The sequence below is a fragment of the Sphingomonas adhaesiva genome (assembly GCF_002374855.1).
GTDB classification, from domain to species: Bacteria; Pseudomonadota; Alphaproteobacteria; order Sphingomonadales; family Sphingomonadaceae; genus Sphingomonas; species Sphingomonas adhaesiva.
This window is the reverse complement of the sequence record NZ_NWVC01000005.1, coordinates 1-22,945: the sequence shown is the minus strand read 5'-3', so window position 1 is coordinate 22,945 and position 22,945 is coordinate 1. Positions and strand designations below refer to the sequence as shown.

Annotated in this window: 24 protein-coding genes; 12 read left to right on the top strand and 12 right to left on the bottom strand. The window is 69.2% G+C overall.

Annotated elements, in window-relative coordinates; all coding sequences use genetic code 11:
* Nucleotides 1–2: 2 nt before the first annotated feature.
* The gene (locus COA07_RS11365; protein WP_141396524.1) at nucleotides 3–1,100 is read left to right on the top strand and encodes an SGNH/GDSL hydrolase family protein; all 1,098 of its coding nucleotides are present in this window, start codon (nucleotides 3–5) and stop codon (nucleotides 1,098–1,100) included.
* On the opposite strand, the gene queA is transcribed toward COA07_RS11365, so the two are convergent.
* From queA to COA07_RS11340, 5 genes are all read right to left on the bottom strand, one after another.
* Entirely contained in the window at nucleotides 1,070–2,095 is a 1,026-nt protein-coding gene (queA, locus tag COA07_RS11360) for a tRNA preQ1(34) S-adenosylmethionine ribosyltransferase-isomerase QueA (RefSeq protein WP_096641020.1), read from the bottom strand. The genes COA07_RS11365 and queA overlap by 31 nt on opposite strands.
* A 14-nt stretch (nucleotides 2,096–2,109) precedes the next feature.
* Entirely contained in the window at nucleotides 2,110–2,796 is a 687-nt protein-coding gene (locus COA07_RS11355; RefSeq protein WP_066710593.1) for a peptidylprolyl isomerase, read from the bottom strand.
* 104 nt (nucleotides 2,797–2,900) lie between these two features.
* A complete protein-coding gene (gene coaD / locus COA07_RS11350) occupies nucleotides 2,901–3,413 on the bottom strand; it encodes a pantetheine-phosphate adenylyltransferase (protein ID WP_066710599.1) in 513 nt (170 codons plus the stop codon).
* Nucleotides 3,414–3,474: 61 nt separating this feature from the next.
* Nucleotides 3,475–4,383 carry a polyprenyl synthetase family protein gene (locus COA07_RS11345; RefSeq protein WP_066710590.1) on the bottom strand — a complete coding sequence of 303 codons (909 nt, stop codon included), beginning with the start codon at nucleotides 4,381–4,383 and terminating at the stop codon, nucleotides 3,475–3,477.
* Entirely contained in the window at nucleotides 4,380–4,619 is a 240-nt protein-coding gene (locus COA07_RS11340) for an exodeoxyribonuclease VII small subunit (protein WP_066488537.1), read from the bottom strand. The genes COA07_RS11345 and COA07_RS11340 overlap by 4 nt, the downstream gene beginning before the upstream one ends.
* A gap of 102 nt (nucleotides 4,620–4,721) precedes the next feature.
* Here COA07_RS11340 and COA07_RS11335 point away from each other — a divergent pair, with 102 nt between their 5' ends.
* Nucleotides 4,722–6,080, top strand: a complete 1,359-nt coding sequence (locus tag COA07_RS11335) for an NAD-dependent succinate-semialdehyde dehydrogenase (protein ID WP_066710586.1) — start codon at nucleotides 4,722–4,724, stop codon at nucleotides 6,078–6,080.
* A gap of 16 nt (nucleotides 6,081–6,096) precedes the next feature.
* On the opposite strand, the gene COA07_RS11330 is transcribed toward COA07_RS11335, so the two are convergent.
* From COA07_RS11330 to COA07_RS11310, 5 genes are all read right to left on the bottom strand, one after another.
* On the bottom strand, nucleotides 6,097–7,794 hold the full coding sequence (locus COA07_RS11330; RefSeq protein WP_066710583.1) for a long-chain-fatty-acid--CoA ligase: 1,698 nt from the start codon (nucleotides 7,792–7,794) through the stop codon (nucleotides 6,097–6,099).
* Between the two features lie 69 nt (nucleotides 7,795–7,863).
* Nucleotides 7,864–8,079, bottom strand: coding sequence for a hypothetical protein (locus COA07_RS18300; protein WP_066710580.1), 216 nt, complete (start codon nucleotides 8,077–8,079; stop codon nucleotides 7,864–7,866).
* Nucleotides 8,080–8,136: 57 nt separating this feature from the next.
* On the bottom strand, nucleotides 8,137–9,810 hold the full coding sequence (locus COA07_RS11320; RefSeq protein WP_066710578.1) for a GGDEF domain-containing protein: 1,674 nt from the start codon (nucleotides 9,808–9,810) through the stop codon (nucleotides 8,137–8,139).
* Between the two features lie 158 nt (nucleotides 9,811–9,968).
* A complete protein-coding gene (clpA, locus tag COA07_RS11315) occupies nucleotides 9,969–12,296 on the bottom strand; it encodes an ATP-dependent Clp protease ATP-binding subunit ClpA (RefSeq protein ID WP_066486768.1) in 2,328 nt (775 codons plus the stop codon).
* 151 nt (nucleotides 12,297–12,447) lie between these two features.
* Complete coding sequence (locus COA07_RS11310; protein ID WP_066710596.1) at nucleotides 12,448–12,645, bottom strand: DUF1192 domain-containing protein; 198 nt, start codon at nucleotides 12,643–12,645, stop codon at nucleotides 12,448–12,450.
* A 97-nt stretch (nucleotides 12,646–12,742) separates the two neighbouring features.
* On the opposite strand from COA07_RS11310, the gene COA07_RS11305 reads away from it, so the two are divergent.
* Nucleotides 12,743–13,723 (top strand): NAD(P)H-quinone oxidoreductase, encoded by a 981-nt coding sequence (locus COA07_RS11305; protein WP_066710566.1) that lies wholly within the window; start codon nucleotides 12,743–12,745, stop codon nucleotides 13,721–13,723.
* Nucleotides 13,724–13,795: 72 nt separating this feature from the next.
* On the opposite strand, the gene COA07_RS11300 is transcribed toward COA07_RS11305, so the two are convergent.
* Complete coding sequence (locus COA07_RS11300; protein WP_096641018.1) at nucleotides 13,796–14,062, bottom strand: hypothetical protein; 267 nt, start codon at nucleotides 14,060–14,062, stop codon at nucleotides 13,796–13,798.
* A 270-nt stretch (nucleotides 14,063–14,332) separates the two neighbouring features.
* On the opposite strand from COA07_RS11300, the gene COA07_RS11295 reads away from it, so the two are divergent.
* The 8 genes from COA07_RS11295 to COA07_RS11260 all read left to right on the top strand — a co-directional run bounded on the left by COA07_RS11295 (nucleotide 14,333) and on the right by COA07_RS11260 (nucleotide 22,037).
* Entirely contained in the window at nucleotides 14,333–15,220 is an 888-nt protein-coding gene (locus tag COA07_RS11295) for a UDP-2,3-diacylglucosamine diphosphatase (RefSeq protein ID WP_066711499.1), read from the top strand.
* An 8-nt stretch (nucleotides 15,221–15,228) separates the two neighbouring features.
* Complete coding sequence (locus COA07_RS11290) at nucleotides 15,229–16,251, top strand: glycosyltransferase family 4 protein (protein ID WP_066711498.1); 1,023 nt, start codon at nucleotides 15,229–15,231, stop codon at nucleotides 16,249–16,251.
* A gap of 97 nt (nucleotides 16,252–16,348) precedes the next feature.
* Nucleotides 16,349–17,020: a DUF1013 domain-containing protein gene (locus tag COA07_RS11285; RefSeq protein ID WP_066711497.1), complete on the top strand. Its 672-nt coding sequence runs from the start codon at nucleotides 16,349–16,351 to the stop codon at nucleotides 17,018–17,020.
* Nucleotides 17,021–17,107: 87 nt separating this feature from the next.
* Nucleotides 17,108–18,205, top strand: a complete 1,098-nt coding sequence (locus tag COA07_RS11280) for an MBL fold metallo-hydrolase (RefSeq protein WP_066711496.1) — start codon at nucleotides 17,108–17,110, stop codon at nucleotides 18,203–18,205.
* Between the two features lie 18 nt (nucleotides 18,206–18,223).
* On the top strand, nucleotides 18,224–18,994 hold the full coding sequence (locus COA07_RS11275) for an exonuclease domain-containing protein (RefSeq protein WP_245842125.1): 771 nt from the start codon (nucleotides 18,224–18,226) through the stop codon (nucleotides 18,992–18,994).
* A 51-nt stretch (nucleotides 18,995–19,045) separates the two neighbouring features.
* Nucleotides 19,046–20,557, top strand: coding sequence for a sensor histidine kinase (locus tag COA07_RS11270; RefSeq protein ID WP_066711494.1), 1,512 nt, complete (start codon nucleotides 19,046–19,048; stop codon nucleotides 20,555–20,557).
* A complete protein-coding gene (locus tag COA07_RS11265) occupies nucleotides 20,554–21,003 on the top strand; it encodes a response regulator (protein WP_066711493.1) in 450 nt (149 codons plus the stop codon). Before COA07_RS11270 ends, COA07_RS11265 begins: the two co-directional genes overlap by 4 nt.
* 8 nt (nucleotides 21,004–21,011) lie before the next feature.
* The gene (locus tag COA07_RS11260) at nucleotides 21,012–22,037 is read left to right on the top strand and encodes a sensor histidine kinase (protein ID WP_066711492.1); all 1,026 of its coding nucleotides are present in this window, start codon (nucleotides 21,012–21,014) and stop codon (nucleotides 22,035–22,037) included.
* A 393-nt stretch (nucleotides 22,038–22,430) separates the two neighbouring features.
* On the opposite strand, the gene COA07_RS11255 is transcribed toward COA07_RS11260, so the two are convergent.
* Entirely contained in the window at nucleotides 22,431–22,664 is a 234-nt protein-coding gene (locus COA07_RS11255; protein ID WP_066711491.1) for a hypothetical protein, read from the bottom strand.
* An 81-nt stretch (nucleotides 22,665–22,745) separates the two neighbouring features.
* On the opposite strand from COA07_RS11255, the gene COA07_RS18590 reads away from it, so the two are divergent.
* A partial coding sequence (locus COA07_RS18590; protein WP_211280965.1) for a transposase occupies nucleotides 22,746–22,945 on the top strand: 200 nt, incomplete at its 3' end.

The following is a 22,945-nucleotide window of genomic DNA, read 5'->3' as shown; positions in this document are numbered from 1 at the left end:
CGATGCTGGCCCGGCCCCTCGGCTTCCTCCTCGCCGGCCTGATCGCCGCGGTGCTGCTTGCGGAACTGGTCCTGCGCGCGCTGCCGATCCCCGCCGGGATCGCCGCAGCCGATCCGGTCCCGGGCTGGCCCGCGCATCGGCTGGTTCCGAATTCGCGGTTCACGTCCTCGTCGGGCTGGGCGCTGGAGAACGTGCAGCGCGGCACGATCAACAATGCCGGCTATATCGCCCCGTTCGACTATCGCGACGGCGCGCACGTGGGCGTGGTGATCGGCGACAGCTTCGTCGAAGGCTATATGAACCCCTATCCGACGATGCTCCAGGCGCGGCTCGCGCACGATCTGGGCCTGCCCGCGGATCAGGTCTACAATTTCGGATCCTCCGGCGCGTCGCTGCCGCATTACCTGGGCGTGGCACGGCTCGCGGGCGCGCGCTATCGACCGCGCTGGGCGGTCGTGCTGGTGACCAAGGGCGATGTTGTCGAGGGGTTCGGCAGCGCGCCGGGCTTCTTCCGCTGGGACGACGGGCCCGACCTGATCCGGATCGTGCCGGAACGGCGGCGCGGACGGATGGCGAAGATGGCGCGCGATCTGGCCGTGCTGCGCTATGCGCGTGGCAACCTGAAGCTCAGCGCCGCGACGCTGTTCGCCTCCGGCTTCGCCAGCGAACGGGCAACGCGCTGCGTGCCGGCACGACTGGAAGCCGCCGACCGGCGGCTGCTGGCGCGGTGGCTGGCGGCATTGCCGACCGCGCTGTCGCTGCCGCCGCAGCGGGTCGTGCTGGTGTTCGACGGCGAGCACCCCGCGCCGGTCGCCGCAGCGGCCGCGCCGCCCCCCGCCTGCCCCGATCGCGACGATGTGGCGCGCGCGTGGCTCCGTCGCGAAGCGGATGCGGCGGGAATCCGGACGGTAGCGACGGCGCCGATCTTCGCCGCCGCGGTGGCGCGCGACCATCGCCCGATCGACCGGGCACCCCTCGACGGCCATTGGAACCCGCACGGCCACGCGCTGGTCGCCCATGCGGTCGCGCTGGCGCTGGCGACCCGCACGCCGGCCGATCGGGCACACGATCAGGGCAGTAGCAGCGATGCGTCGCCGTAGCTGTAGAAGCGATAGTCCCGCGTGATCGCATGCGCATAGGCCGCCTGCATCCGCTCCAGCCCCATCAGTGCCGAGACCAGCATGAACAGCGTCGAGCGCGGCAGGTGGAAATTGGTCATCAGGCCGTCGATCCCGCGGAAGCGATAGCCCGGGGTGATGAAGATGGCGGTGTCGCCCTCGAACGGGCGGATCACGCCATCGTCGCCCGCCGCGCTTTCGATCAGCCGCAGCGACGTGGTGCCCACCGCGATCACGCGTCCGCCGGCCGCGCGCACTGTGTTGAGGCGCTCGGCGGTGGCGGCGTCGATCCGCCCCCATTCGGCGTGCATCCGATGGTCGGCGGTATCGTCGGCCTTCACCGGCAGGAACGTCCCCGCGCCGACATGCAGCGTCAGCGTCGCATGGTCGACCCCGGCCGCCGCCAGCGCAGCCAGCAGATCCGGCGTGAAGTGCAGCGCCGCGGTCGGGGCGGCGACCGCGCCGGGTTCGTTGGCGAACATCGTCTGGTAATCGTCGGCGTCGCGCGCGTCGGTGGCGCGCTTGCCCGCGATGTACGGGGGCAGCGGCATCCGCCCGGCGCGCTCCAGCAGCAGCTCGACCGGCTCGTCGCCGGCGAACTCCAGCGCCCAGCTGCCGTCGTCCGCCCGATCGCGCGCCGCCGCCGCGACCCCGGCGCCGAAGTCGATCAGGTCGCCGTCGCGCAGCCGCCGCGCATTGCGCACGAACGCGCGCCAGCGGCGCGGGCCTTCGCGCTTGTGCAGCGTCGCACCGATCCGCGCGTCGCCGCGCGTCCCCTCCAGCTGCGCCGGGATCACGCGCGTATCGTTGAACACCAGCAGATCGCCGCGCCGCAGCTGAGACGGCAGATCGCGCACGATCCGGTCGGCGAGCGCATCGGGCGTCACCACCAGCATCCGCGCGGTATCGCGCGGCGCGGCGGGGCGTAGCGCGATCCGCTCCGGCGGCAGCGCGAAATCGAACAGGTCGACCAGCATCGTCGTCGCGCGCCTCAGCGCGGGCGGGTGCTGGCCCGGACCGGCGGCTTCGCCTTTTTCGGCGTCGTCCCCGCCAGCGTCGGCAGCGTCGCGGGCGCGGTGATCGCGGGCGGCGGGGGCGCGTAGGCGGGGGGATTGTCGCTGGCGATATAGGCGTGGATCACGCGCGACGGATTGGCCGGCGGCTCGCCGCGCTCGATCGCGTCGACATAGGGCATGCCGGTCAGGACGCGGCCGAACACCGTATATTTCCGGTCGAGCTGGAAGCGCGGCTGGAAGACGATGTAGAACTGGCTGTTCGCGCTGTCTTCCTTCTCCGCCCGCGCGGCGGCGACCGCGCCGCGCACATGGGGGAGCGAGTTGAACTCCGCCGGCAGGTCGGGCAGCTGGCTGCCGCCGGTGCCGTCACCGCGCGGATCGCCGCCCTGCGCCATGAAGCCGTCGATGACGCGGTGGAACACCAGCCCGTCATAGAAATGCTGGCGGGTCAGCGTCTTCACCCGCTCGACCATCTTCGGCGCGACGTCGGGACGCAGCAGAATCTCCACCCGCCCGCCGGTGGACAGGTCCAGCACCCAGATGTTGCTCTTGTCGGTGATCGCCGGCGGGGCGACCGGCGCCGCGGCGGCGGTGGTCTGCGCAACGGCGGGAAGGGTGACGAACGCGGCCACCAGGGCGGCGAGGATAGCGAACGGACGCATCGTGACTTTCGTTCGAGAAGCGGGAACCCGCGCGGTCCTAAAGCAAAAGCCGGCTTGCGCCAAACTGAATGGATTCGCCCGGCGCACGGCGAAACGGGCGGCGATCAGCTGCCGCGCCGGCCGATCTTCTCGACGCGCGCCACGACGTCGCGGCACACGTCGGGGCTGACGAACTTGGCGATATCGCCGCCAAACATCGCGATTTCCTTCACCAGCTTCGATGCGATCGGCTGCAGCCCCACGTCGGCCATCAGGAAGACCGTCTCGATCCGGTCGTTCAGCTGCTGGTTCATGCCCGCCATCTGATATTCGTATTCGAAGTCGGCGACCGCGCGCAGCCCGCGCACGATCATGCTCGCCCCCTCGCGCTCGGCGAAGTTCATCAGCAGCGAATCGAAACAGACGACGTGGATCTCCCCCCCGATCGCCTCCACCTCGCGGCGGACCATCGCCATGCGTTCGTCGAGCGAGAACATCGGCGACTTGCTGGGGTTGGTGGTCACCCCGATCACCAGCCGGTCGACCAGCTTCGCGCCGCGCCGGATGATGTCCATGTGACCCAAAGTGATCGGGTCGAACGTGCCGGGATAGACGCCGATGCGGGGGGATGCGGTCATGATGCTCGTCACCAGCAGGAGGGGATGGGTCGGCACGCCGCGACGGCGACGGCCGCGTCGGTCACCGGTCGCGTTCCACGACGTAGCGGGCGATCGCGCGCAACAGGTCGGCTTCTGCGCCATAGGAGCGCAGGTGGTCGATCGCCTGGTCGACCAGCAGCCGCGACTGCTGGCGCGCGCGGTCGATCCCCAGAAGCGAGACGAACGTCTCCTTGCCCTGTTCGCCGTCCTTGCGCAGCTTCTTGCCCGCCAGCTTCTCGTCGCCCTCGACGTCCATCAGGTCGTCGACGATCTGGAACGCCAGCCCCAGGTCGTGCGCATAGCCACGCAGGTGGACGCGCCCCTCGGGCGCCACGCGACCCAGGATCGCGCCCGCCTCCACCGCCGCGCCGATCAGCGCGCCGGTCTTCATCTGCTGCAACCGGGTGACGGTACCCAGGTCGAACTGCGCGCCATCGGCGGCCAGGTCCATCGCCTGCCCCCCGGCCATGCCGGATGGGCCGGAGGCGCGCGCCAGGTCGGCGATCAGCTCGGCACGGACGAACGGGTCGGCATGGGTCGCCGGATCGGCCAGCACCTCGAACGCCAGCGCGTGCAGGCAGTCGCCCGCCAGGATCGCGGTCGCCTCGTCGAACGCCTTGTGCACCGTCGGCTTGCCGTGGCGCAGGTCGTCGTCGTCCATCGCGGGCAGATCGTCATGGATCAGCGAATAGACGTGGATCGCCTCCAGCGCGGTCGCCACCCGCCCCGCGGCATCGCGCGACACCTCGAACAGCCGCGCGGTGGCGAACACCAGCAGCGGGCGCAGCCGCTTGCCCCCACCGATCGTCGCATGGCGCATCGCGCGGTACAGCGGCGCGCGCGGATCGTCCGGCACCTTCAGCAGCGCGTCGAAGCGGCGGTCCATCTCGGCCGCGACTTCCTTCAGCGCGGCGTGCAGCGCCGGGTTCGCGGTGATGACGCCGCTCATCCGGCGGCGAACGGCTGCGTACCGGCGGGCTTGCCGTCCGCGCCCAGGCGGATCGCCTCGATCCGCGCCTGCGCCGCGTCCAGCCGGTCAGCGCACCGCTGCCGCAGCGCGCTGCCGCGCTCGTACAGGCGGATCGCCTCCTCCAGCGGGGTATCGCCGGACTCCAGCCGCCCCACGATCTCCTCGAGTTCGCGCAAACCCGCTTCGAACGACAGCGTCTCGATGTCCTGCTCCATCGCCCCGCTATGCGACGGGGCCGCCCCGGGGGTCAAGAACGGCGGCGCGAAGTTGTTGGCGTCTCGCTGAACCTCGCACGGCGTGATACGTTGTCCGCCACCATGTTCCAGAGCATCGACCCCGCGACCGGCACGCCCGGCGCCACCTTCGCCGAACTGACCACAGACGAGGTGGAGGCGCGCATCGCCCGCGCGCACGACGCCTATCGCCAGTGGCGGCTCGTCCCCCTCGCAGAGCGCGCCGCGCTGCTCGAACGGATCGCCGAGCGGTTCGAGGCGGACAAGCGCCGCCTGGCGGAAATCGCCACGCGCGAAATGGGCAAGACGCTCGCCTCCGCGATCGCCGAGGTGGGGAAATGCGCCGCCGGCTTCCGCCACTACGCGCAGAACGGCCCGGCGATGCTCGAGCCGGTGACCTTTCAGACCGCCGCGGGTCCGGCCACCACCCATTACCTGCCGCAGGGGCCGGTACTGGCGGTGATGCCGTGGAATTTCCCGTACTGGCAGGTGGTGCGCTTCGTCGCGCCGACGCTGCTGGCGGGGAATGTCGGGCTGCTCAAGCACGCCTCGCTGACGCAAGGGTGCGCCGCCGCGATCGATGAGGCGATCATCGCCGCCGGCGCCCCGGCCGGCGTGTTCCAGAACCTGCCGATCCGCGCCGACAAGGTCGATGCGCTGATCGCCGACCCGCGCATCGTCGCGGTGACGCTGACCGGCAGCGAGGGCGCGGGGATGAAGGTCGCCGAATCGGCGGGCCGCGCGCTCAAGAAGGTCGTGCTGGAACTGGGCGGCTCCGACCCGTTCATCGTCATGCCCTCCGCCGATCTGGATGAGGCGGCAAAGGTCGCGGCCAAGGCGCGGGTGCAGAACACCGGCCAGTCGTGCATCTGCGCCAAGCGGATGATCGTCCATGCGGACGTCTACGATGCATTCCTCGACCGCTTCTGCGCTGCGATGCGAGCGGTCGCCGCCGGCGATCCGATGGACCCGGCCACCGACATGGGGCCGCTGTCCAGCATCGAGCAGCGCGACACCGTGCTCGACCAGATCGAACAGCTGAAGGCCGCGGGCGGGCGCCTACTGCTGGGCGGCGAGGCGCTGCCGGGTCGCGGCGCGTTCATGTCCGCCGGCGTCGTCGTCGACGTGCCCGTCGACCACCCGGTTGCGCAGGAGGAGGTCTTCGGCCCGATCGCGATGGTGTTCCGCGCCGACGACATCGACGCCGCGATTGCGCTGGCCAATGACGTGCCGTTCGGACTGGGATCGTCGGTGTGGACCAACGACGCCGACGAACAGGCACGCTTCGTCCGCGATATCGAGGCGGGGATGACCGCGGTGAACCGGATGCTCGCCTCCTCGCCGGAGGCGCCGTTCGGCGGGGTCAAGCGCTCCGGCCACGGGCGCGAACTCGGCCCCTACGGCCTCCACGAATTCATGAATCTGAAGACCGTGTTCGGCTGATCCGGGTGGGCGGCGGTCAACTGCTCGCCGCCGCCCGCACCTCGATCAACAAGTCCTTGCGGCTGAGCTTGCCGATCATCGTCTTGGGCAGGGTATCGCGCACCACCACCGCATCGACCCGTTCATGCTTGCCCAGTTGCGGGTTCAGCCACGCCATCAGCGCGGCGCCGTCGATCCCCGGCGCGGCATCATCGGCCAGCGTGACATAGGCGCGCGGCACCTCGCCGCGGTACGCATCCGGCATTCCGATGACCAGGGCCTCGCGAACCGCGGGATGGCGGTACAGGATCGCCTCGATCTGGCTGGGGAAGACCTTGAACCCGCCGACCGCGATCATGTCCTTCAGCCGGTCGACGATCGCGACGAAGCCGTCGGCATCGATCGTGCCGACATCGCCGGTTCGCAGCCAGCGGTTCCCCTGCGCGTCGGTGGCGAAGGTGGTGCCGTCGGTGTCCGGACGGTTCCAGTAACCGGCCATCACCTGCGGCCCGCGCGCGACGATCTCGCCCGGCTGCCCCGGCGGCGCGTCGCGCGCCGGGTCTTCCTTGTCGACCAGCCGCAGGATCGTCGCGGGCAGCGGCTGGCCGATCGTCCCGGCCTTCTGCGCGCCTTCATAGGGATTGACGCTCAGCACCCCGCTCGATTCCGACAGGCCATAACCCTCGACCAGCACCGATCCGGTCGCGGCTTCCCACCGCTGCTTCAGTTCGGCGTTGAGCGGCGCGCCGCCCGAGATGCAGACGCGCAGCGACGAGAAATCGGTGCCCGCCAGCGCGGGATGGTCCAGCAGCGCCTGGTACATCGTCGGCACGCCGGGCAGCGCCGTCGGGCGCGTGCGCGTGATCGCGGCCAGCGCCTGTCTGGCGTCGAACCGTGGCAGCAGCACCATCTCGCCACCGGTCGCGATCGTCCGGTTCATGACGCAGGTATTGGCGAAGACGTGGAACAGCGGCAGCACGCCCAGGATGCGGTCGGTCGCCTCGCGATGCGGATCGAGGTCCGAGACCTGCCGCGCATTGGCCGCGACGTTGGCATGGGTCAGCATCGCCCCCTTGGGCACGCCGGTGGTCCCGCCGGTATATTGCAGCAGCGCGATGTCGCGTTCGGGATCGATCGCGACGGGCGGCGCATCGCCGCGATTGTCGATCAGTCGCGAAAAGGCGGTGACGCGCGCATCGTCGGGGCGCGGCGCGGTCTCCGCGCGCTTGAACCATCGGTACAGCAGCGACTTGACGGGCGGCAGCACGCCGGCGATCGACCCCACGATCACGCGCTCCAGCGCGCTCTTGTCCAATACCGCCAGCGCGGTCGGCAACAATTGGGCTGCGTTCAGCGTGAACAGCACGCGCGTGCCCGAATCCTCGATCTGATGGCACAATTCATCGACGGTATAGAGCGGGGAGAGATTGACGACCGTCGCACCGGCGCGCAGCGCGCCGTGATAGGCGGCCAGGTAATGCGGGACGTTGGGCAGGAACAGGCCGACCCGGTCCCCCTTCCCCACCCCGATCCGCGCCAGCCCGGTCGCGACGCGGCGCACCGCATCGGCCAATTGCCCGTAATCGTAGCGCCGCCCCATGAAGTCGATCGCCGGCCGCACGGCGTGGCGCTCCGCCGACCGGCCGAACAGGTCGACCATCGACATCGGCGGATAATCGGTGCCCCAGGGCACGGGGTGGCGATAGGCGCTGCGCCAGGCTTCCTCATCCGTCATTGACACGACTGTAAGCAAGCGCGGCGGTGACGGCAACCGCCGTCGCGCCGCCGCCGGATCGCCGCGACGTTAGCGGATCAGCCGGCCGCCGATGTCGATCATCACCATCGCGACCCGGTCCAGCGGCGGGGCGAGCGTGGCGGCGATCTGCGGGGCGTGGGCAGCGTCGACGTCGATCGAGATCGTCCCGACCACCGGCGTCTCGCGCTGCGACAGCGCCAGCAGCCCCAGCGCCATGGCCGCGACGACGATCCGGGGACGACGATAATCCGGCTGACGATCCATGGCACTGCTCCCTCGGCGGCGGACGTTACGCGCATCGCGGGTCGAATTCGAGCGTTTTCAGGCGGCCTTGACCCAGCGTACCCGGTCGCGCCCGGCGCGCTTGGCATCGTAGAGCGCGCGATCCGCCTCGCGGTACAGCACGACCCAATCCGCCTCGGTCCCGATCACGCCCAGCGCGCTGCCGATCGAGGCGGTCACCTTCAGGTCGAACGGCATCTGTGCGCCGCGAATCGTGTCCAGCACCTGTTCCGGCAATCCGGTCAGATGCGCGGGCACCAGGATCGCGAACTCCTCACCCCCCATCCGCGCGATCAGCGCGCCCGGGGGCGCCGCCTCGCGCAGTGCCGCAGCGAACACGCGCAGCACCTCGTCGCCCCCGTCATGCCCCAGCGTTTCGTTGACCCGGCGGAAATGGTCGATGTCGATCAGCACCAGCAGCCGCGGTGCGGGATCGCCGATCGCCTCGCGCAGGAAGCTGCGGCGGTTGAGCAGCCCGGTCAGCGCGTCGCTGTCCGCCAGCATCCGCGCCAGCGTCTCCTTCTCGCGCGCGGCATCGCGCTCCTCGCTTACCACCTTGATCCGCCAGGCGATCGCCAGCGCGCTGAACGATGCCTCCAGCGCCATCGACACCAGCGTCGAATTGTCGAGCCAGAAGCTCCACCCGATCCATCCGGCGGCCTGGGCGATCCGCAGCATCGCGAGCGTGATCGGCGCGCTCCACGCGATCGCGAAGATCCGCGCATAGGGCACGCGCGCGCGCCACGCCCCCCACAGCACCGGAACCACCAGCGCCAGCGTGGCGGAAAACGCGACCAGCAGCAGCCGGTCGATCGCCAGCGGCCAGTGCGGCCACACGATCAGATAGGTCGCCATCGCGCCCAGCAGGAACACCGCCACCGCCCGCGTCAGGCGGCGCACCGCCTCGGGCATCATTTGCCTGCCCAGGAAGACGCGCGCGAACGCGATCGCGCCGATGATCGCTCCGCCCAGCAGCGTGACGTTGAGCTTGAGGCGGAGGTTGTTGTCCATCCCCGTCACCATGCCCAGCCAGCCGGACGAACTGGCGGCGTAGACCAGCAGGCACAGGATCATCGCGCAATAATAAGGGTGGTACCCCTGCCGCAGCGCCCGCCACAGCGCGAAGTTCGACAGCAGCAACGACAGGCACAGTCCGGCGAATCCCGCGTAGAAAGCGGTCAGCATCAGGTCGTCGCGCTGCCCCTCGTCCACCGTCAGCAAGCGCGGGTTGAGCACCACGCCGCGGGTATTGGTCGTACCCTTCACCCGCCACAGCAACTGGACCGTGCGGGAATCGGCGACCGGGACCGGCAGTTCGAAGAACGCACCGATCCGCAACCGCCGCCACGCATCGTGCCGGTCGAACGCGATGTGCGCGATCCGCCCGTCGTCGCCGCGCGAGTAGAGCGTCGCGCCTTCCTGATAGACGCTCGCCGATCGCACCAGCGATCGCTGCCCGCCATCGGTGGAAAGCGGCCCCGACAGAACCCAGAAATCCCCCGCGCCCCATCGCCGTTCCCGTCCGGAACAGTCGAAGCCACCAAGGCTGGCGAAGATCGCCGCGGGCGTGTCGCCGGGTGCGACCCGCTTGAGACAGGTCGCCACCGGCGTCCCGCTCCACGCCGCCGCGGGCGACGCCCAGGCGACGGCGACGGCGCCCGCCACCATCGCAGCAAGCAGGACCAGCCAGGAACGGAACAGGTGCGGCACCATGCCACGCGCCCTAGCAGCGCGGAGGCAAAGGGAAGGTAAATACCGGGATGACGGACGAAATTTGACGCCGGCGCTGGCATCGCGATGAACGAAACGGGCCGGGTGTCACCACCCGGCCCGTCCGCAGGCATCATTCATCCGGGCGGCAATGGCGCGGCTCAGCCGGCCTCGACCGGCGCGGCCTTGCCACCCTTCTTCTTGCCCGGCTTCTTCGGTGCGGCCGGCTCGATGGCGAAGGTCAGCGCGCCGTCCTTCAGATGCACCGTCACCTCGCCGCCATGCACCAGCTTGCCGAACAGCAGTTCCTCGGCCAGCGGCTGCTTGATCTTCTCCTGGATCAGGCGGCCCATCGGGCGGGCGCCGTACAGCTTGTCATAGCCCTTTTCGGTCAGCCACTTCTTGGCCTCCTCGTCCAGCTTGATGTGCACGTCGCGGTCGGCCAGCTGCAGTTCCAGCTGCAGGATGAACTTGTCGACGACACGCGCCACCACTTCGGTCGGCAGGTAGCCGAACGGCACGATCGCATCGAGGCGGTTGCGGAATTCCGGCGTGAACATCCGCTGCACCGCCTGCTCGTCCTCGCCCTCGCGGGTCAGGTTGCCGAAGCCGACCGTCTCGCGCGCCATGTCGGACGCGCCCGCATTGGTCGTCATGATGAGGATGACGTTGCGGAAATCGACGGTCTTGCCGTGCTGGTCGGTCAGCCGCCCGTTGTCCATCACCTGCAACAGGATGTTGAACAGGTCGGGATGCGCCTTCTCGATCTCGTCCAGCAGCAGCACGCAGTGCGGATTCTGGTCGACCGCATCGGTCAACAGCCCGCCCTGGTCGAACCCGACATAGCCCGGCGGCGCACCGATCAGCCGGCTGACCGAATGCCGCTCCATATATTCGCTCATGTCGAACCGCTGGAGCGGGATGCCCAGGATCGTCGACAATTGCTTGGCCACCTCGGTCTTGCCGACGCCGGTCGGGCCGGTGAACAAATAGTTGCCGATCGGCTTTTCCGGTTCGCGCAGCCCCGCGCGCGCCAGCTTGATCGCCGACGCCAGCTTCTCGATCGCCACGTTCTGCCCGAACACGACGCGCTTCAGGTCGGTTTCCAGCGTCTCCAGCTGCTTCTTGTCGTCGGTGGACACGCTCTTGGGCGGGATGCGCGCCATCGTCGCGATCACCGCCTCGATCTCCTTGGGGGTGATCGTCTTCTTGCGCTTCGACGGCGGCACCAGCATCTGCATCGCGCCCACCTCGTCGATCACGTCGATCGCCTTGTCGGGCAGCTTGCGGTCGTTGATGTAGCGCGCCGACAGCTCCACCGCGCTCTTGATCGCGTCGGGCGTGTACTTGACGCTGTGATGCTCCTCGAACGCGGAGCGCAGGCCGGCGAGGATCTTGATCGTGTCCTCGATCGTCGGTTCGTTGACGTCGATCTTCTGGAACCGGCGCAGCAGCGCTCGGTCCTTCTCGAAATGGTTGCGAAACTCCTTGTAGGTGGTCGACCCGATGCAGCGGATCGTGCCGCCCGACAACGCTGGCTTCAGCAGGTTCGACGCATCCATCGCGCCGCCGCTGGTCGCGCCGGCACCGATCACGGTATGGATCTCGTCGATGAACAGCACGGCGTCAGGCAGCTTCTCCAATTCATTGACAACCGCCTTCAGCCGCTCCTCGAAGTCGCCGCGATAGCGGGTGCCCGCCAGCAAAGCGCCCATGTCGAGCGAGTAGATGACGGCCGGCTTCAGCACGTCGGGCACGTCGCCCTCGACGATCTTGCGCGCCAGCCCCTCGGCGATGGCGGTCTTGCCGACGCCCGGATCGCCCACGTACAGCGGATTGTTCTTCGATCGGCGGCACAGGATCTGCACCGTGCGATCGACTTCGGCCGAGCGCCCGATCAGCGGATCGACCTTGCCGATCTTCGCCTTTTCGTTGAGGTCGACGGTGAACTGCTTGAGCGCGCTCTCGCCCTTCTTGCCGCCCGCCTCGGCCTTTTCCTTCTTCTCTTCCTCGGCGGCGCCCTTCACGCTCGTCGCCTCGGGCGTGGCATTCCCCTTGCCGACGCCGTGGCTGATGTAGCTGACCGCATCCAGCCGGCTCATGTCCTGCTGCTGAAGGAAATAGACCGCATAGCTTTCGCGTTCGGAAAACAGCGCGACCAGCACGTTGGCGCCGGTCACCTCGTCGCGGCCGGACGACTGGACGTGCAGGATCGCGCGCTGGACGACGCGCTGGAACCCGCTGGTCGGCGACGGATCGGTCGCGGCATCGACCTTCAGCGCGCCCAGCTCGGTGTCGAGATAATGCGCGACCGTGGTCTTCAACTCGCCCGTGTCCACCCCGCACGCGGTCATCACCTGGCTGGCATGCTCGTCGTCGATCAGCGCGAGCAGCAGGTGTTCCAGCGTCGCATATTCGTGGCGGCGCGAGGAAGCGGCCTCGAGCGCCTTGTGCAGCGTGGTCTCAAGGGCGCTGGCGAATGAAGGCATTACGATACTCCTTGCAGGCGGCACGCAGGGGACATGTCGCCTTTCACACGAATGTCGTGACGGACGGGCCGCGCATCAAGCACCGCCGGATCGGGCGCGGAGAATGTCGCACCGCCGGCCGGCCGGGGCCGCCGCGTCGGTGCGCGTCCGCTCACCGCCTGAACAGCGCGTCGGCGCTGGCCCGGTGGCTGACGGCGCCGTCGATCTTGCGGCGGGTGCGGGCGATCTCCGCCTCCAGCGCGGTGACCCGCGCTTCCAGCTCGGCGACCGACAGGCGATCGAGGTCCTGCGCGATCAGCGCGGTCAGCGGGTCGTCGGGCCGCGGCCCAAGGATGTCGTCCAGGTCCACGCGACGAACGTTGACCGGCCGCGGCGCCAAGTCAATAAGGCGATCGACCAGCCGCACGAGGGGGACGGGCGAGGCGATGAGCGACGGACCACGAACGATGCGGGCGATCGACCCCGAGGCAGCCGGCGGACCGGAGGTGCTGCACGTCGTGGAACGGCCGATCCCCGTCGCCGGCGCGGACGAGGTGCTGATCCGCGTCGCCGCCGCCGGGGTGAACCGGCCCGACGTGATGCAGCGCCGCGGCCTCTATCCTCCGCCGCCGGGCGCACCGTCGATCCCGGGCCTCGAGGTATCGGGCACGGTCGTCGCGCTGGGCGATGGGGCCGAACCGGCGCTGCTGGGCCAGCGGGTCTGCGCACTGGTCGCGGGCGGCGGCTATGCCGACTATGTGCTCGCCCCCGCGGCGCAATGCCTGCCCGTGCCCGACGCGCTGACGATGGTGGAGGCCGCCGCCATCCCCGAGACGCTGTACACGGTGTGGACCAACCTGTTCGAACGCGCCTTCGCGGTGGAGGGCGATATCGTGCTGGTCCATGGCGGCACGTCGGGGATCGGCACGATGGCGATCGCACTGTCGCGGCTGTTCGGGCTGGAGATCATCGTCACGGTAGGATCGGATGAGAAGGCGCAGGCCGCGCGCGCGCTGGGCGCGCATCATGCGATCAACTATCGCACCGAGGATTTCGTCGAGCGCGTCAAGGAGATCACCAGCGGGCACGGGTGCGCGGCGGTGCTCGACATGGTCGGCGGCGATTACGTGCCGCGCAACCTCAAATGCCTGGCCGACGACGGGCGGCACGTGTCGATCGCGGTACAGGGCGGCGCGAACGCCACGGTCCCGCTGTTCGAGATCATGCGCCGCCGGCTGACGCTGACCGGATCGACGCTGCGCGCGCGCGACGCGGGGTTCAAGGCGCTGGTCACCGATGAGATCGCGCGCACCGTCTGGCCGCATGTCGCCGAAGGACGGCTGAAACCGGTGATCGACCGCACCTTCCCGCTCGACCAGGCGGCGGACGCGCATCGCCGGATGGAGGCGGGCGACCATATCGGGAAGATCGTGCTCACCGTCGAATGATCGCGGCGGCCTGATGCCCGTAACGGGTGCGCATGTCCGGGCGGCAGGGACGCCGCCCGGTGGCAGCATGGTTTAGTTGCTGTCGCTGTCGTTGCCGCTGCCGGTCGCGACCAGCACGCCGGCGACCAGCGCCGCCAGGATGCCGATGTTGATGAGCGTGCTGCCCGGCACGTCCGCGCCGATCTTGCTCGACCTGGCGGCCGGCGCGGCGGCACGCGCGCTCTTGGCGACCGACAGCGACGCGGCCGGGTTGGCGGGCGCGGCGGCGGCGGCGGCGGTGGACAGCGACAGCAGCGCCGCGGCGGCGACGGCGCCGGTGAACTTGGTGAAACGGATCATCGAACTTCTCCCTGACGCCCCCGGCCCTGCACGAAGCGGACGTTGCGCCGGGCGCGCATCCCGCCCCTAAAGCAGCGCCATGTTGCAGTCACGCGACAGCGGCATTTCTCCCGCCGACCGTGCCCGCGCTGCAACAGCGGGCGGGCACGCGAGTGACCCACAACCGTCACGCCGCGGCCGCGCAACCGTCATGGCCGCGTGATGGCCGCGTAACATACCGGCGGCATAGCTGGCGGGCGAGGGAGGACGACCCCGATGCAGCTGACGGACATGACGACCGACGCGACCGATGCCACCGGCCATTTCGCCGACGTCACCGATCTGTTCGACTTCGCGAACTCGCGCCCGCATCGCCCGGAACAGGCGAGCAGCGACCGCCGTCGCTATCGCACGATCTGGATCAGCGACGTGCACCTGGGCACGCGCGGCTGCAACGCTGACATGCTGATCGACTTCCTCGACCATGTCGACAGCGACACGATGTACCTGGTCGGCGACATCATCGACGGCTGGCAGCTGAAGAAGAGGTTCTTCTGGCCCGCCGCGCACAACGACGTCATCTGGCGGTTGATGAAGCGCGCGCGGCGCGGCACGCGCATGGTCTACATCCCCGGCAACCACGACGAGATGTTCCGCCAGTTCGCGGGGCTGGACTTCGGCGGGATCAGGATCCGGCGCAAGGCGGTGCACGAAACCGCCGACGGCCGCCGCCTGCTGGTGCTGCACGGCGACGAATTCGACGCGATCACGCTGTCGCACCGCTGGCTCGCGCATGTCGGCGATGCGGCCTATACCGCGCTGATGACGCTGAACCGCGCGGTCAGCGCGGTGCGCCGCAAGTTCGGCATGCCCTATTGGTCGCTCAGCAAGCATGCCAAGGCCAAGGTGAAGAACGCGGTCGCCTTCATCTCCCGCTTCGAGGAAATCGTCGCCGAGGCAGCGGGCAGCCGCGGCGTCGACGGGGTGGTGTGCGGCCATATCCACACCGCCGAGATCCGCGAGATCGCCGGCGTCGCCTATTACAACGACGGCGACTGGGTGGAGGGGTGCACCGCGCTGGTCGAGCATTTCGACGGCACGATGGAAATCCTCCACTGGGCGGACGAGATCGCACGCCGCGAAACCGCCGACGAACCGCTCGCGCTGGCCGCGGCCTGAGGCGGGCGATGCGGATCGCGATCGTCACCGACGCCTGGGCGCCGCAGGTCAACGGCGTGGTGCGCACGCTCGAATCGGTCATCGCCGAACTGCGCGCGCAGGGGCATGAGATACTGGTCGTCTCCCCCGCCGGGGTGCGTTCGGTGCCCTGCCCCACCTATCCGGAAATCCGGCTTGCGCTGATGACCCCCGCCGCGATCGGGCGGCGCATCGCCGCGTTCGGGGCGCAGGCGGTGCATATCGCCACCGAAGGCCCGCTGGGGGTGGCGGCGCGGCGCTGGTGCCTGTCGCGGCACCTGCCGTTCACGACCGCCTATCACACGCAATTCCCCGAATATGTCGCCGCGCGCACCGGTGCGGACCCTGAATGGATCTGGCGCTACGTCCGCTGGTTCCATGCCCCCGCCGCCGCGATCCTGGCGTCCACGCCGACGATCGAGGGCGCGCTGCGCGACCATGGGCTGCCGCGCGTGCGGCGCTGGGGCCGCGGGGTGGCGCCGGTCTTCTCCCCCGACGGCGCGCGGCTGCCGGCGATGCAGGGGCTGGCCGGGCCGGTGCTGCTGCACGTCGGGCGCGTGGCGGTGGAAAAGAACATCGCCGCCTTCCTGTCGGCAGACGTGCCCGGCACCAAGGTGGTGGTCGGCGACGGGCCGGCGCGCGCGGCGCTGCAACGGCAGTTCCCCGACGCGATCTTCCTGGGCGCGTTGTTCGCGGACGATCTGGCCGCCGCCTATCGCTCCGCCGATGCGCTGGTGTTTCCCAGCCGCACCGACACGTTCGGGCTGGTGATGATCGAGGCGCTGGCGTGCGGCACGCCGGTCGCCGCCTATCCGGTGCCCGGCCCGCTCGACGTGCTGACCCCCGACACCGGGGTGATGAACGCGGACCTTCCCGCCGCGATCGCGGGCGCGCTGGCGCTGGACCGCGACACCTGCGCCGCCGCGGGTGCGCGCTTCACCTGGGCGGCCAGCGCGCGACAGTTCCTGGACGCGCTGGAACCGTTCGGTTCGGCACTGGCACGCGCGGCGTAACCCGCGCGCTTGCCCTTGCGGGCGGCGTGCACTAAGTCAGGGGAGATTGCGGCCGCTCCGGTAAGGGGCGGCCCTTTGTATTTATGGAGTTCCCCGCATGGCCCAGCCGCTCATGCCGCATGCCACCGCCTCCTGGCTGGTCGACAATACCGCGCTGTCGTTCGAACAGATCGCCGATTTCTGCGGCCTGCACATCCTGGAGGTGCAGGCGATCGCGGACGATACCGCCGCGACGAAGCTGACTGGCCGCGATCCCGTGCGTGCGCACGAACTGACGCAGGACGAAATCGACAAGGCGCAGGCCAACCCCGATTACCGCATGAAGATGACCAAGGGGCCGGACCAGGTGCGCCGCACCAAGGGGCCGCGCTATACCCCGGTCAGCAAGCGGCAGGACAAGCCCGACGGCATCGCCTGGATCATCCGCAACCACCCGGAAATCTCGGACGGCGCGATCGGCAACCTGATCGGCACCACCCGCACCACCATCGCCGCGATCCGCGATCGCAGCCACTGGAACATCGCCAACATCACGCCCAAGGACCCGGTCACGCTGGGCCTGACCACGCAGCGCGAACTGGACGCCGCGGTGTCGAAGGCGGCGAAGGCCGCGGGCATCGAGCAGCAGCAGACCGACACTCGCCTGGACGGCGATCGCGAGGCGCTGATCGCGTCGCTGCGCGCCGAGCGCGAGCAGGCCAGCCGCGAGGCGGAAGGCGCGGGCGAGCCGGCCCGGATCGGCGGGTTCGAGGATCCGTTCAAGCGATAAGCCCGACGGGGCCGGGCGGCCGCTGCTAAGCCGCCCGCTTCACTTAGCGCGTGACATCGCCCGCCCGCCGGGCCTAGCGTCACGGGCATGGCAACCCATTTCCAGCGCGGCCTGATCGGCGACGAAAGCCTGGTGCCGACCAGCGCCGCCGGCCTCACCTTCCCGTTCGGCGACCGCGCGCCGCAGCCGGGCGAGCTGCTGACGATCGCGCCCGGCATCCGTTGGTGGCGGGTGCCGATGTCGGGGCCGCTCAAGCACGTCAACGGCCTGATCCTCGACGATGGCGCGGACGGATCGGGCGAGCTGCTGGCGATCGACACCGGCACCGCCTCGCCGCGCTCGACGGAGGCGTGGCGCACGATCCTCGACGGCCCGCTTGCCGGTCAGCGGATCGCGCGCATTCTGTGCACGCACATGCACCCCGACCATATCGGGCTGGCCGGCTGGCTGTCACGTCGCTTCGCCCATGCGCCGATCCTGATGACGCGCACCGAATGGCTGATGGCGCGGATGCTGTCGGCCGATGCCCGGCCGGAAGTGCCGGAGGAACAGGTCGCCTTCTGGCGCGCCGCCGGCTGGGACGATGCGCAGATCGCCGAGGCGTCGAAAGGCGGCTTCGCGCAGTTTGGGAAGATGATCGCGCCGCTCCCGCTCGGCTACACCCGCATCCGCGACGGCGAGACGCTGTCGATCGGCGGCGCGGCATGGCGCGTGGTGGTGGGCAGCGGGCACAGCCCCGAACACGCCTGCCTGCTGGACGAGGAACGCCGCATCCTGATCGCCGGCGACCAGGTGCTGCCGCGGATCAGCTCCAACGTCTCGCTCCACGCCAACGAACCGGGGGGCGACCCGCTAGGCGACTGGCTCGCCTCGATCGAGCGGTTCCGCGCGTTGCCCGACGACCTGCTGGTGCTGCCGGGGCATGGCGACCCCTTCTATGGCCTGCATGCCCGGCTCGACGCGCTGGAGCGCGAGCATCTCGACCGGCTGGACGCGCTGGAGGCGCATCTGGCGACGCCGCGGCGCGCGGTCGACTGTTTCGGCCAGCTGTTCCGCCGCCCGATCGGCCCGGACGTGATCGGCATGGCCACCGGCGAGACGCTGGCGCACCTGCGCCGGCTGGAGCTGAGCGGGCGCGCGGTCCATGCGATGCGTGACGGCGTGCGGTGGTATTCGCGCACCTGAACGCCCACTATATTCCCGATGATGTATCCCCGCCGTACCCAGAGCCAGATCATCCGCGTCATCGACCTGGAGACGACCGGCTCCCCCCCGCCCGTCCATGGCGTGTGCGAGGTCGGCTGGCAGGACGTGGCGCTGGGCGCCGACGGCCGGTGGGAATTGCATGGCGAGGGCGGCAACATCCTGGTCAACCCCGGCCGGCCGATGCCGCCGATTACCCAGGCGGTCCACCATATCCGTGACGAGGATGTCGCCGACGCACCCTGGTGGCAGGATGTCGCGCGGCAGGTGCTGGACCCGTGGCCGCGCCGCATCGCGCTGGCCGCGCATCGGGCCGCGTTCGAGGAACAGTTCTGCACCCCCGCGCTGACGCATGGCGCTGACTGGATCTGCACGTGGAAATGCGCGCTGCGGCTGTGGCCCGATTCACCCAGCTTCTCCAACCAGGTGCTGCGCTACTGGCGCAAGCCGGCGGGGCTGGAGCACGAACGCGGCCTGCCCGCGCATCGCGCCTTTCCCGACGCCTATGTCACCGCGCATCATCTGCGCGACCAGCTGAACGAGGCGTCCGTGGCGCAACTGATCGAATGGTCGAAGGCGCCGGGATTGCTGCCGCGCGTCCGCTACGGCCCCGATCGCGGCAAGGAATGGCGCGAGATCGAGGAGGAGAGCCTGGTCAAGTTCATGACCGATCGCGATCCCGACATCCGCTTCACCGCCGAAACGGAGATGGCGCGGCGCCGCGGCGGCGGGCATGTCGGGCGGATCAGCCCGCAGGAATTGCTGCTGTAATTCGCCGCCGGGGCTGGCGCCGCGCGGTCATGCGCGATACGCGCACTGACGATGGCACCCTTGGACATTCGCGCGATCCTTCGGGACGAAGGGATCGGCCGCCGCCTGCGCGGGGTCATGGCGGTCGCGTTCCTGGCGCTGATCCTGGCCGGCGGGGCAGCCGCATGGATGACCGGTCGCAGCCAGCAGCATATCCGCGCCCTGTCGCACACCTATGAGGTGGAGAATGCGATCCTCGACGCGCGGCAGTTGCTGGAACGCGGCGAGACGACGCGGCGCGGCTATCTGCTGGCGCCCGGGCAGCGCGATTTCCTGGTGATCTATCGCAACAGCGCGCGCGCACTGCCGCCCGCGCTGAAGCGGATCCGGCGGCTGACCAGCGACAACCCGGTTCAGGTCGCCAGTTATGCGACGCTGCTCGACCAGGTCCGCAAGCTGGTGACGATGCGTGAAGAGTCGATCGGGCGCATCGCCGCGGGCGACGTCGCCGGCGCGCGTGCCGCGTTCGATGTCGAACATTCCGCGCTGCCGATGGCGTCGATCCGTACCACGCTCGACCACATGGCGCAGGAGGAGCGCCGCCTTCTGGCAAGCCGCGAGCGCGACGTCGTCAACAGCGAGCGGATGTTCTACGTCGTCCTCGTCGTGGCGGGCATCCTGCTGGCGGTCGCGGTCATCGCCTCGCTGCTGACGGTGCTGGGCTACACCCGCGACCTGGCGCGATCGCACGATGCGCTCCGCGCGCTCAACGCCGGGCTGGAGGATCGCGTCACCGAACGGACCGCCGATCTGACGCGCGCGAACGAGGAAATCCAGCGCTTCGCCTATATCGTCAGCCACGACCTGCGTTCCCCGCTGGTCAACGTCATGGGTTTCACCGCGGAACTGGAAAGCGCGACCGGTCAGCTGTCGCAGCTGGTCGACCGGGTCGAGGCGGATGCGCCGCAGCTGCTGACCGACGACGCCCGCTTCGCCGCGCGCGAGGACCTGCCCGAGGCGATCGGCTTCATCCGCACCTCGACGCAGAAGATGGACCGGCTGATCAACGCCATCCTCCAGCTGTCGCGCCAGGGGCGCCGCGCGCTGGCGCCCGAACCGCTCGACATCGCCGCGATGGTCGCGCAGATCCGCGAGACGCTGGCGCACCGGCTGGCCGACGCCGACGCCACGCTGGAGGTGGAAGGCACGCTGCCCGAGATCGTCAGCGACCGGTTCTCGATCGACCAGATCCTGTCCAACCTGATCGAGAATGCGGTGAAATATCTGCGCCCCGGCGTTCCCGGACGGATCGTGGTCCGCGGGCACCGGGAGGGAGCGCGTGCGGTGTTCGAAATCGCCGACAACGGCCGCGGCATCGACCCGCGCGACCATGCGCGCGTGTTCGATCTGTTCCGCCGTTCCGGCGCGCAGGATCGCCCCGGCGAGGGAATCGGGCTTGCCACGGTGCGCGCGCTGGTGTTCCGTCTCGGCGGGCTGATCGACCTCTCTTCCACTTTGGGTGAAGGCGCCACGTTCCGATTGTCGCTACCCATGACCTACGCATCGCAGGAATCCGGCCAATGAACGCGCACCAGTCCGTCAGCATCATCATGATCGAGGATGACGAAGGCCACGCCCGGCTGATCGAGAAGAACATCCGTCGTGCCGGGATCATGAACGATATCCGTCACTTCACCGACGGCACCAGCGCGATCGACTTCATCTTCAACGACGACGGCGGCCCGGCGCACAACGGCCCGGCGCTGGTCCTGCTCGATCTCAATCTGCCCGACATGAGCGGCACCGACATCCTGGCGCGGATCAAGGGCGGCGACGCGGCGGTGCGGCGTACCCCGGTGGTGGTGCTGACCACCACCGACGACAGCCGCGAAATCCAGCGCTGCTACGATCTGGGCGCCAACGTCTACATCACCAAGCCGGTGAATTACGAGAATTTCGCGCAGGCGATCCGCCAGCTCGGGCTGTTCCTGTCGGTGATCCAGGTACCCGATCTCGGCGATGTCGGCTGAGCCAGATCATGGGCCCGCGCGTCCTCTACATCGACGACGATGCGGGCATCCGCCGGCTGGTCGAGCGGGCGCTGACCCGCCGCGGCTATGCGGTGGTGACCGCCGACGGCGGTGAGGCCGGCGTGGCCGCGGCGCGCGCCGGCGGGTTCGATCTGGTCGCGGTCGATCACTACATGCCCGGCATCGACGGGCTGGAGACGATGGCGCAGCTGATGCAGCTGCCCGCCCCGCCCGCGATCGTCTACGTCACCGGATCGGAGGAAACGCGCGTCGCGGTCGCGGCGCTGCGCGCCGGCGCGGCCGATTACGTCGTGAAGACGCCGGGCGAGGATTTCTTCGACCTGCTCGACGCCTCGTTCAAGCAGGTGCTGGCCCGCGCCGAGCTGCATGCCGGAAAGTCGCAGGCGGAGGCCGCGCTGCGCGCCAGCAACGCCCGGCTGGAGGCGCTGCTGGCGGAGGTGAACCACCGCGTCGCCAATTCGCTCCAGCTCGTCTCGGCGATGGTCCGGCTGCAGGCCGGGTCGGTCACCGATGCCGCGGCGCGCGCCGCGCTGGAGGATACCGAGCGCCGCATCGTCGCGATCGCGCACGTCCACCGCCGCCTCTACACCGGCCATGACGTCGAACATGTCGACATGCGCGACTATCTGGCGCAGCTGATCCGCGAACTGTCGGAAACCTGGTCGACCACCGACCGCCCGCGCGCGCTGCTGCTGGATGCCGAATCGGTGCAGCTGCCGACCGACCGCGCGGTGTCGCTGGGCGTGATCGTCACCGAACTGGTCAGCAACGCCTGCAAATACGCCTATCCCGACGGCCAGGGCGAAGTGCGCGTCGCGCTGATCCGCGAAGGCGACGAACGCTTCCGCCTGACGGTGGAGGACGACGGCATCGGCATCGGCGACGCCACGCCCAAGGGCACCGGCGTGGGCACCCGCCTGATCCGCGCCATGGCGCAGAGCCTCGATTCGATCGTGGAATATGATTCAGCCCACGCCGGCACCCGCGCCGTGCTGGCGGCGGCAGTGCGCTGAGGACATCGGACTGGGTCGATCCGCCGATCCGGATCGGGCGACGCTTCTTTCCCGTTATCCCGTCTCCGGTGGATGGTTTCGGGAATGCGGAACCAGCAGGCGGCTGCCAGATGCGGGGCTGGGCTGGGAATTCCCGTTACAGGTTCTCAATCGGGAAGCTTGAAAGCCGCGGCATGACGTGCGGCGTTAGCCGCAGCGAGCCATGTTGTGTTGCCAAAACTAGAGTGGAGGCCGTCATCGATGAAACTGCCCCCGCACGATGGGCTGCCATCGGTCAGGATCGCGTATCTGCAATCGCACCGGCCTGCCCAAGAGACAGGCCCTGACCAACACCTTGGCGGGTGTCATGTGCCCGCCGTCAGTGCAGAAAACAACGACAGCACAACCGCTCTTCTAGGCGGCGTGGACAAATTCCGCATGATTAATCGTCGAGTGTAACAAGGAGGCACGCTCGGAAGGCTCCGTCCTCCGTGTCCTGCGGTGCCAGATTTTGATGATGTTGTAATATTGGAAGTAGCCCTCTGTATCGCGCGCGAGATGCTCGCCCACGCGCGGCAAGAAGTCGAACTCCGCCACGAACAAGGGCTGTGTCGCATCCTCGTCCTCGATCACCTCAACCAGAGCCATAGCACCTCCGAATAGGCACGATTGAAATATTCATCCGCTTCCTGTGATTGGTAGCGCCGAGATTGACGCGGTGGCCAGAGGTTGATTCAACACTGCCTTTTGGAGGCAGGCTTGAGCCGGGGCGATCTCACCGAGGCGGAATGGCGCATCCTGAAGGATTTGCTGCCGATCGAGCGCAAAAACCGGGGCCGGGGCAGGCCTCCCGAACAGAACCGTGGGATCGTCAACGGCATACTCTGGCGGCTGCGGTGTGGTGCGCCGTGGCGCGACGTGCCGTCCAA

What these genes read in the sequence shown, in the direction of transcription:
- COA07_RS11305 (WP_066710566.1), top strand. Translation starts at nt 12,743, where the DNA reads ATGCGGGCGATCGACCCCGAGGCAGCCGGCGGACCGGAGGTGCTGCAC.
- COA07_RS11335 (WP_066710586.1), top strand. Translation starts at nt 4,722, where the DNA reads ATGTTCCAGAGCATCGACCCCGCGACCGGCACGCCCGGCGCCACCTTC.
- COA07_RS11275 (WP_245842125.1), top strand. Translation starts at nt 18,224, where the DNA reads ATGATGTATCCCCGCCGTACCCAGAGCCAGATCATCCGCGTCATCGAC.
- COA07_RS11270 (WP_066711494.1), top strand. Translation starts at nt 19,046, where the DNA reads ATGGCACCCTTGGACATTCGCGCGATCCTTCGGGACGAAGGGATCGGC.
- COA07_RS11280 (WP_066711496.1), top strand. Translation starts at nt 17,108, where the DNA reads ATGGCAACCCATTTCCAGCGCGGCCTGATCGGCGACGAAAGCCTGGTG.
- COA07_RS11300 (WP_096641018.1), bottom strand. Translation starts at nt 14,062, where the DNA reads ATGATCCGTTTCACCAAGTTCACCGGCGCCGTCGCCGCCGCGGCGCTG.
- COA07_RS11355 (WP_066710593.1), bottom strand. Translation starts at nt 2,796, where the DNA reads ATGCGTCCGTTCGCTATCCTCGCCGCCCTGGTGGCCGCGTTCGTCACC.
- COA07_RS11260 (WP_066711492.1), top strand. Translation starts at nt 21,012, where the DNA reads ATGGGCCCGCGCGTCCTCTACATCGACGACGATGCGGGCATCCGCCGG.
- COA07_RS11330 (WP_066710583.1), bottom strand. Translation starts at nt 7,794, where the DNA reads ATGACGGATGAGGAAGCCTGGCGCAGCGCCTATCGCCACCCCGTGCCC.
- COA07_RS11285 (WP_066711497.1), top strand. Translation starts at nt 16,349, where the DNA reads ATGGCCCAGCCGCTCATGCCGCATGCCACCGCCTCCTGGCTGGTCGAC.
- clpA (WP_066486768.1), bottom strand. Translation starts at nt 12,296, where the DNA reads ATGCCTTCATTCGCCAGCGCCCTTGAGACCACGCTGCACAAGGCGCTC.
- COA07_RS11365 (WP_141396524.1), top strand. Translation starts at nt 3, where the DNA reads ATGCTGGCCCGGCCCCTCGGCTTCCTCCTCGCCGGCCTGATCGCCGCG.
- queA (WP_096641020.1), bottom strand. Translation starts at nt 2,095, where the DNA reads ATGCTGGTCGACCTGTTCGATTTCGCGCTGCCGCCGGAGCGGATCGCG.
- coaD (WP_066710599.1), bottom strand. Translation starts at nt 3,413, where the DNA reads ATGACCGCATCCCCCCGCATCGGCGTCTATCCCGGCACGTTCGACCCG.
- COA07_RS11265 (WP_066711493.1), top strand. Translation starts at nt 20,554, where the DNA reads ATGAACGCGCACCAGTCCGTCAGCATCATCATGATCGAGGATGACGAA.
- COA07_RS11340 (WP_066488537.1), bottom strand. Translation starts at nt 4,619, where the DNA reads ATGGAGCAGGACATCGAGACGCTGTCGTTCGAAGCGGGTTTGCGCGAA.
- COA07_RS11320 (WP_066710578.1), bottom strand. Translation starts at nt 9,810, where the DNA reads ATGGTGCCGCACCTGTTCCGTTCCTGGCTGGTCCTGCTTGCTGCGATG.
- COA07_RS11295 (WP_066711499.1), top strand. Translation starts at nt 14,333, where the DNA reads ATGACGACCGACGCGACCGATGCCACCGGCCATTTCGCCGACGTCACC.
- COA07_RS11345 (WP_066710590.1), bottom strand. Translation starts at nt 4,383, where the DNA reads ATGAGCGGCGTCATCACCGCGAACCCGGCGCTGCACGCCGCGCTGAAG.
- COA07_RS11290 (WP_066711498.1), top strand. Translation starts at nt 15,229, where the DNA reads ATGCGGATCGCGATCGTCACCGACGCCTGGGCGCCGCAGGTCAACGGC.
- COA07_RS18300 (WP_066710580.1), bottom strand. Translation starts at nt 8,079, where the DNA reads ATGGATCGTCAGCCGGATTATCGTCGTCCCCGGATCGTCGTCGCGGCC.
- COA07_RS11255 (WP_066711491.1), bottom strand. Translation starts at nt 22,664, where the DNA reads ATGGCTCTGGTTGAGGTGATCGAGGACGAGGATGCGACACAGCCCTTG.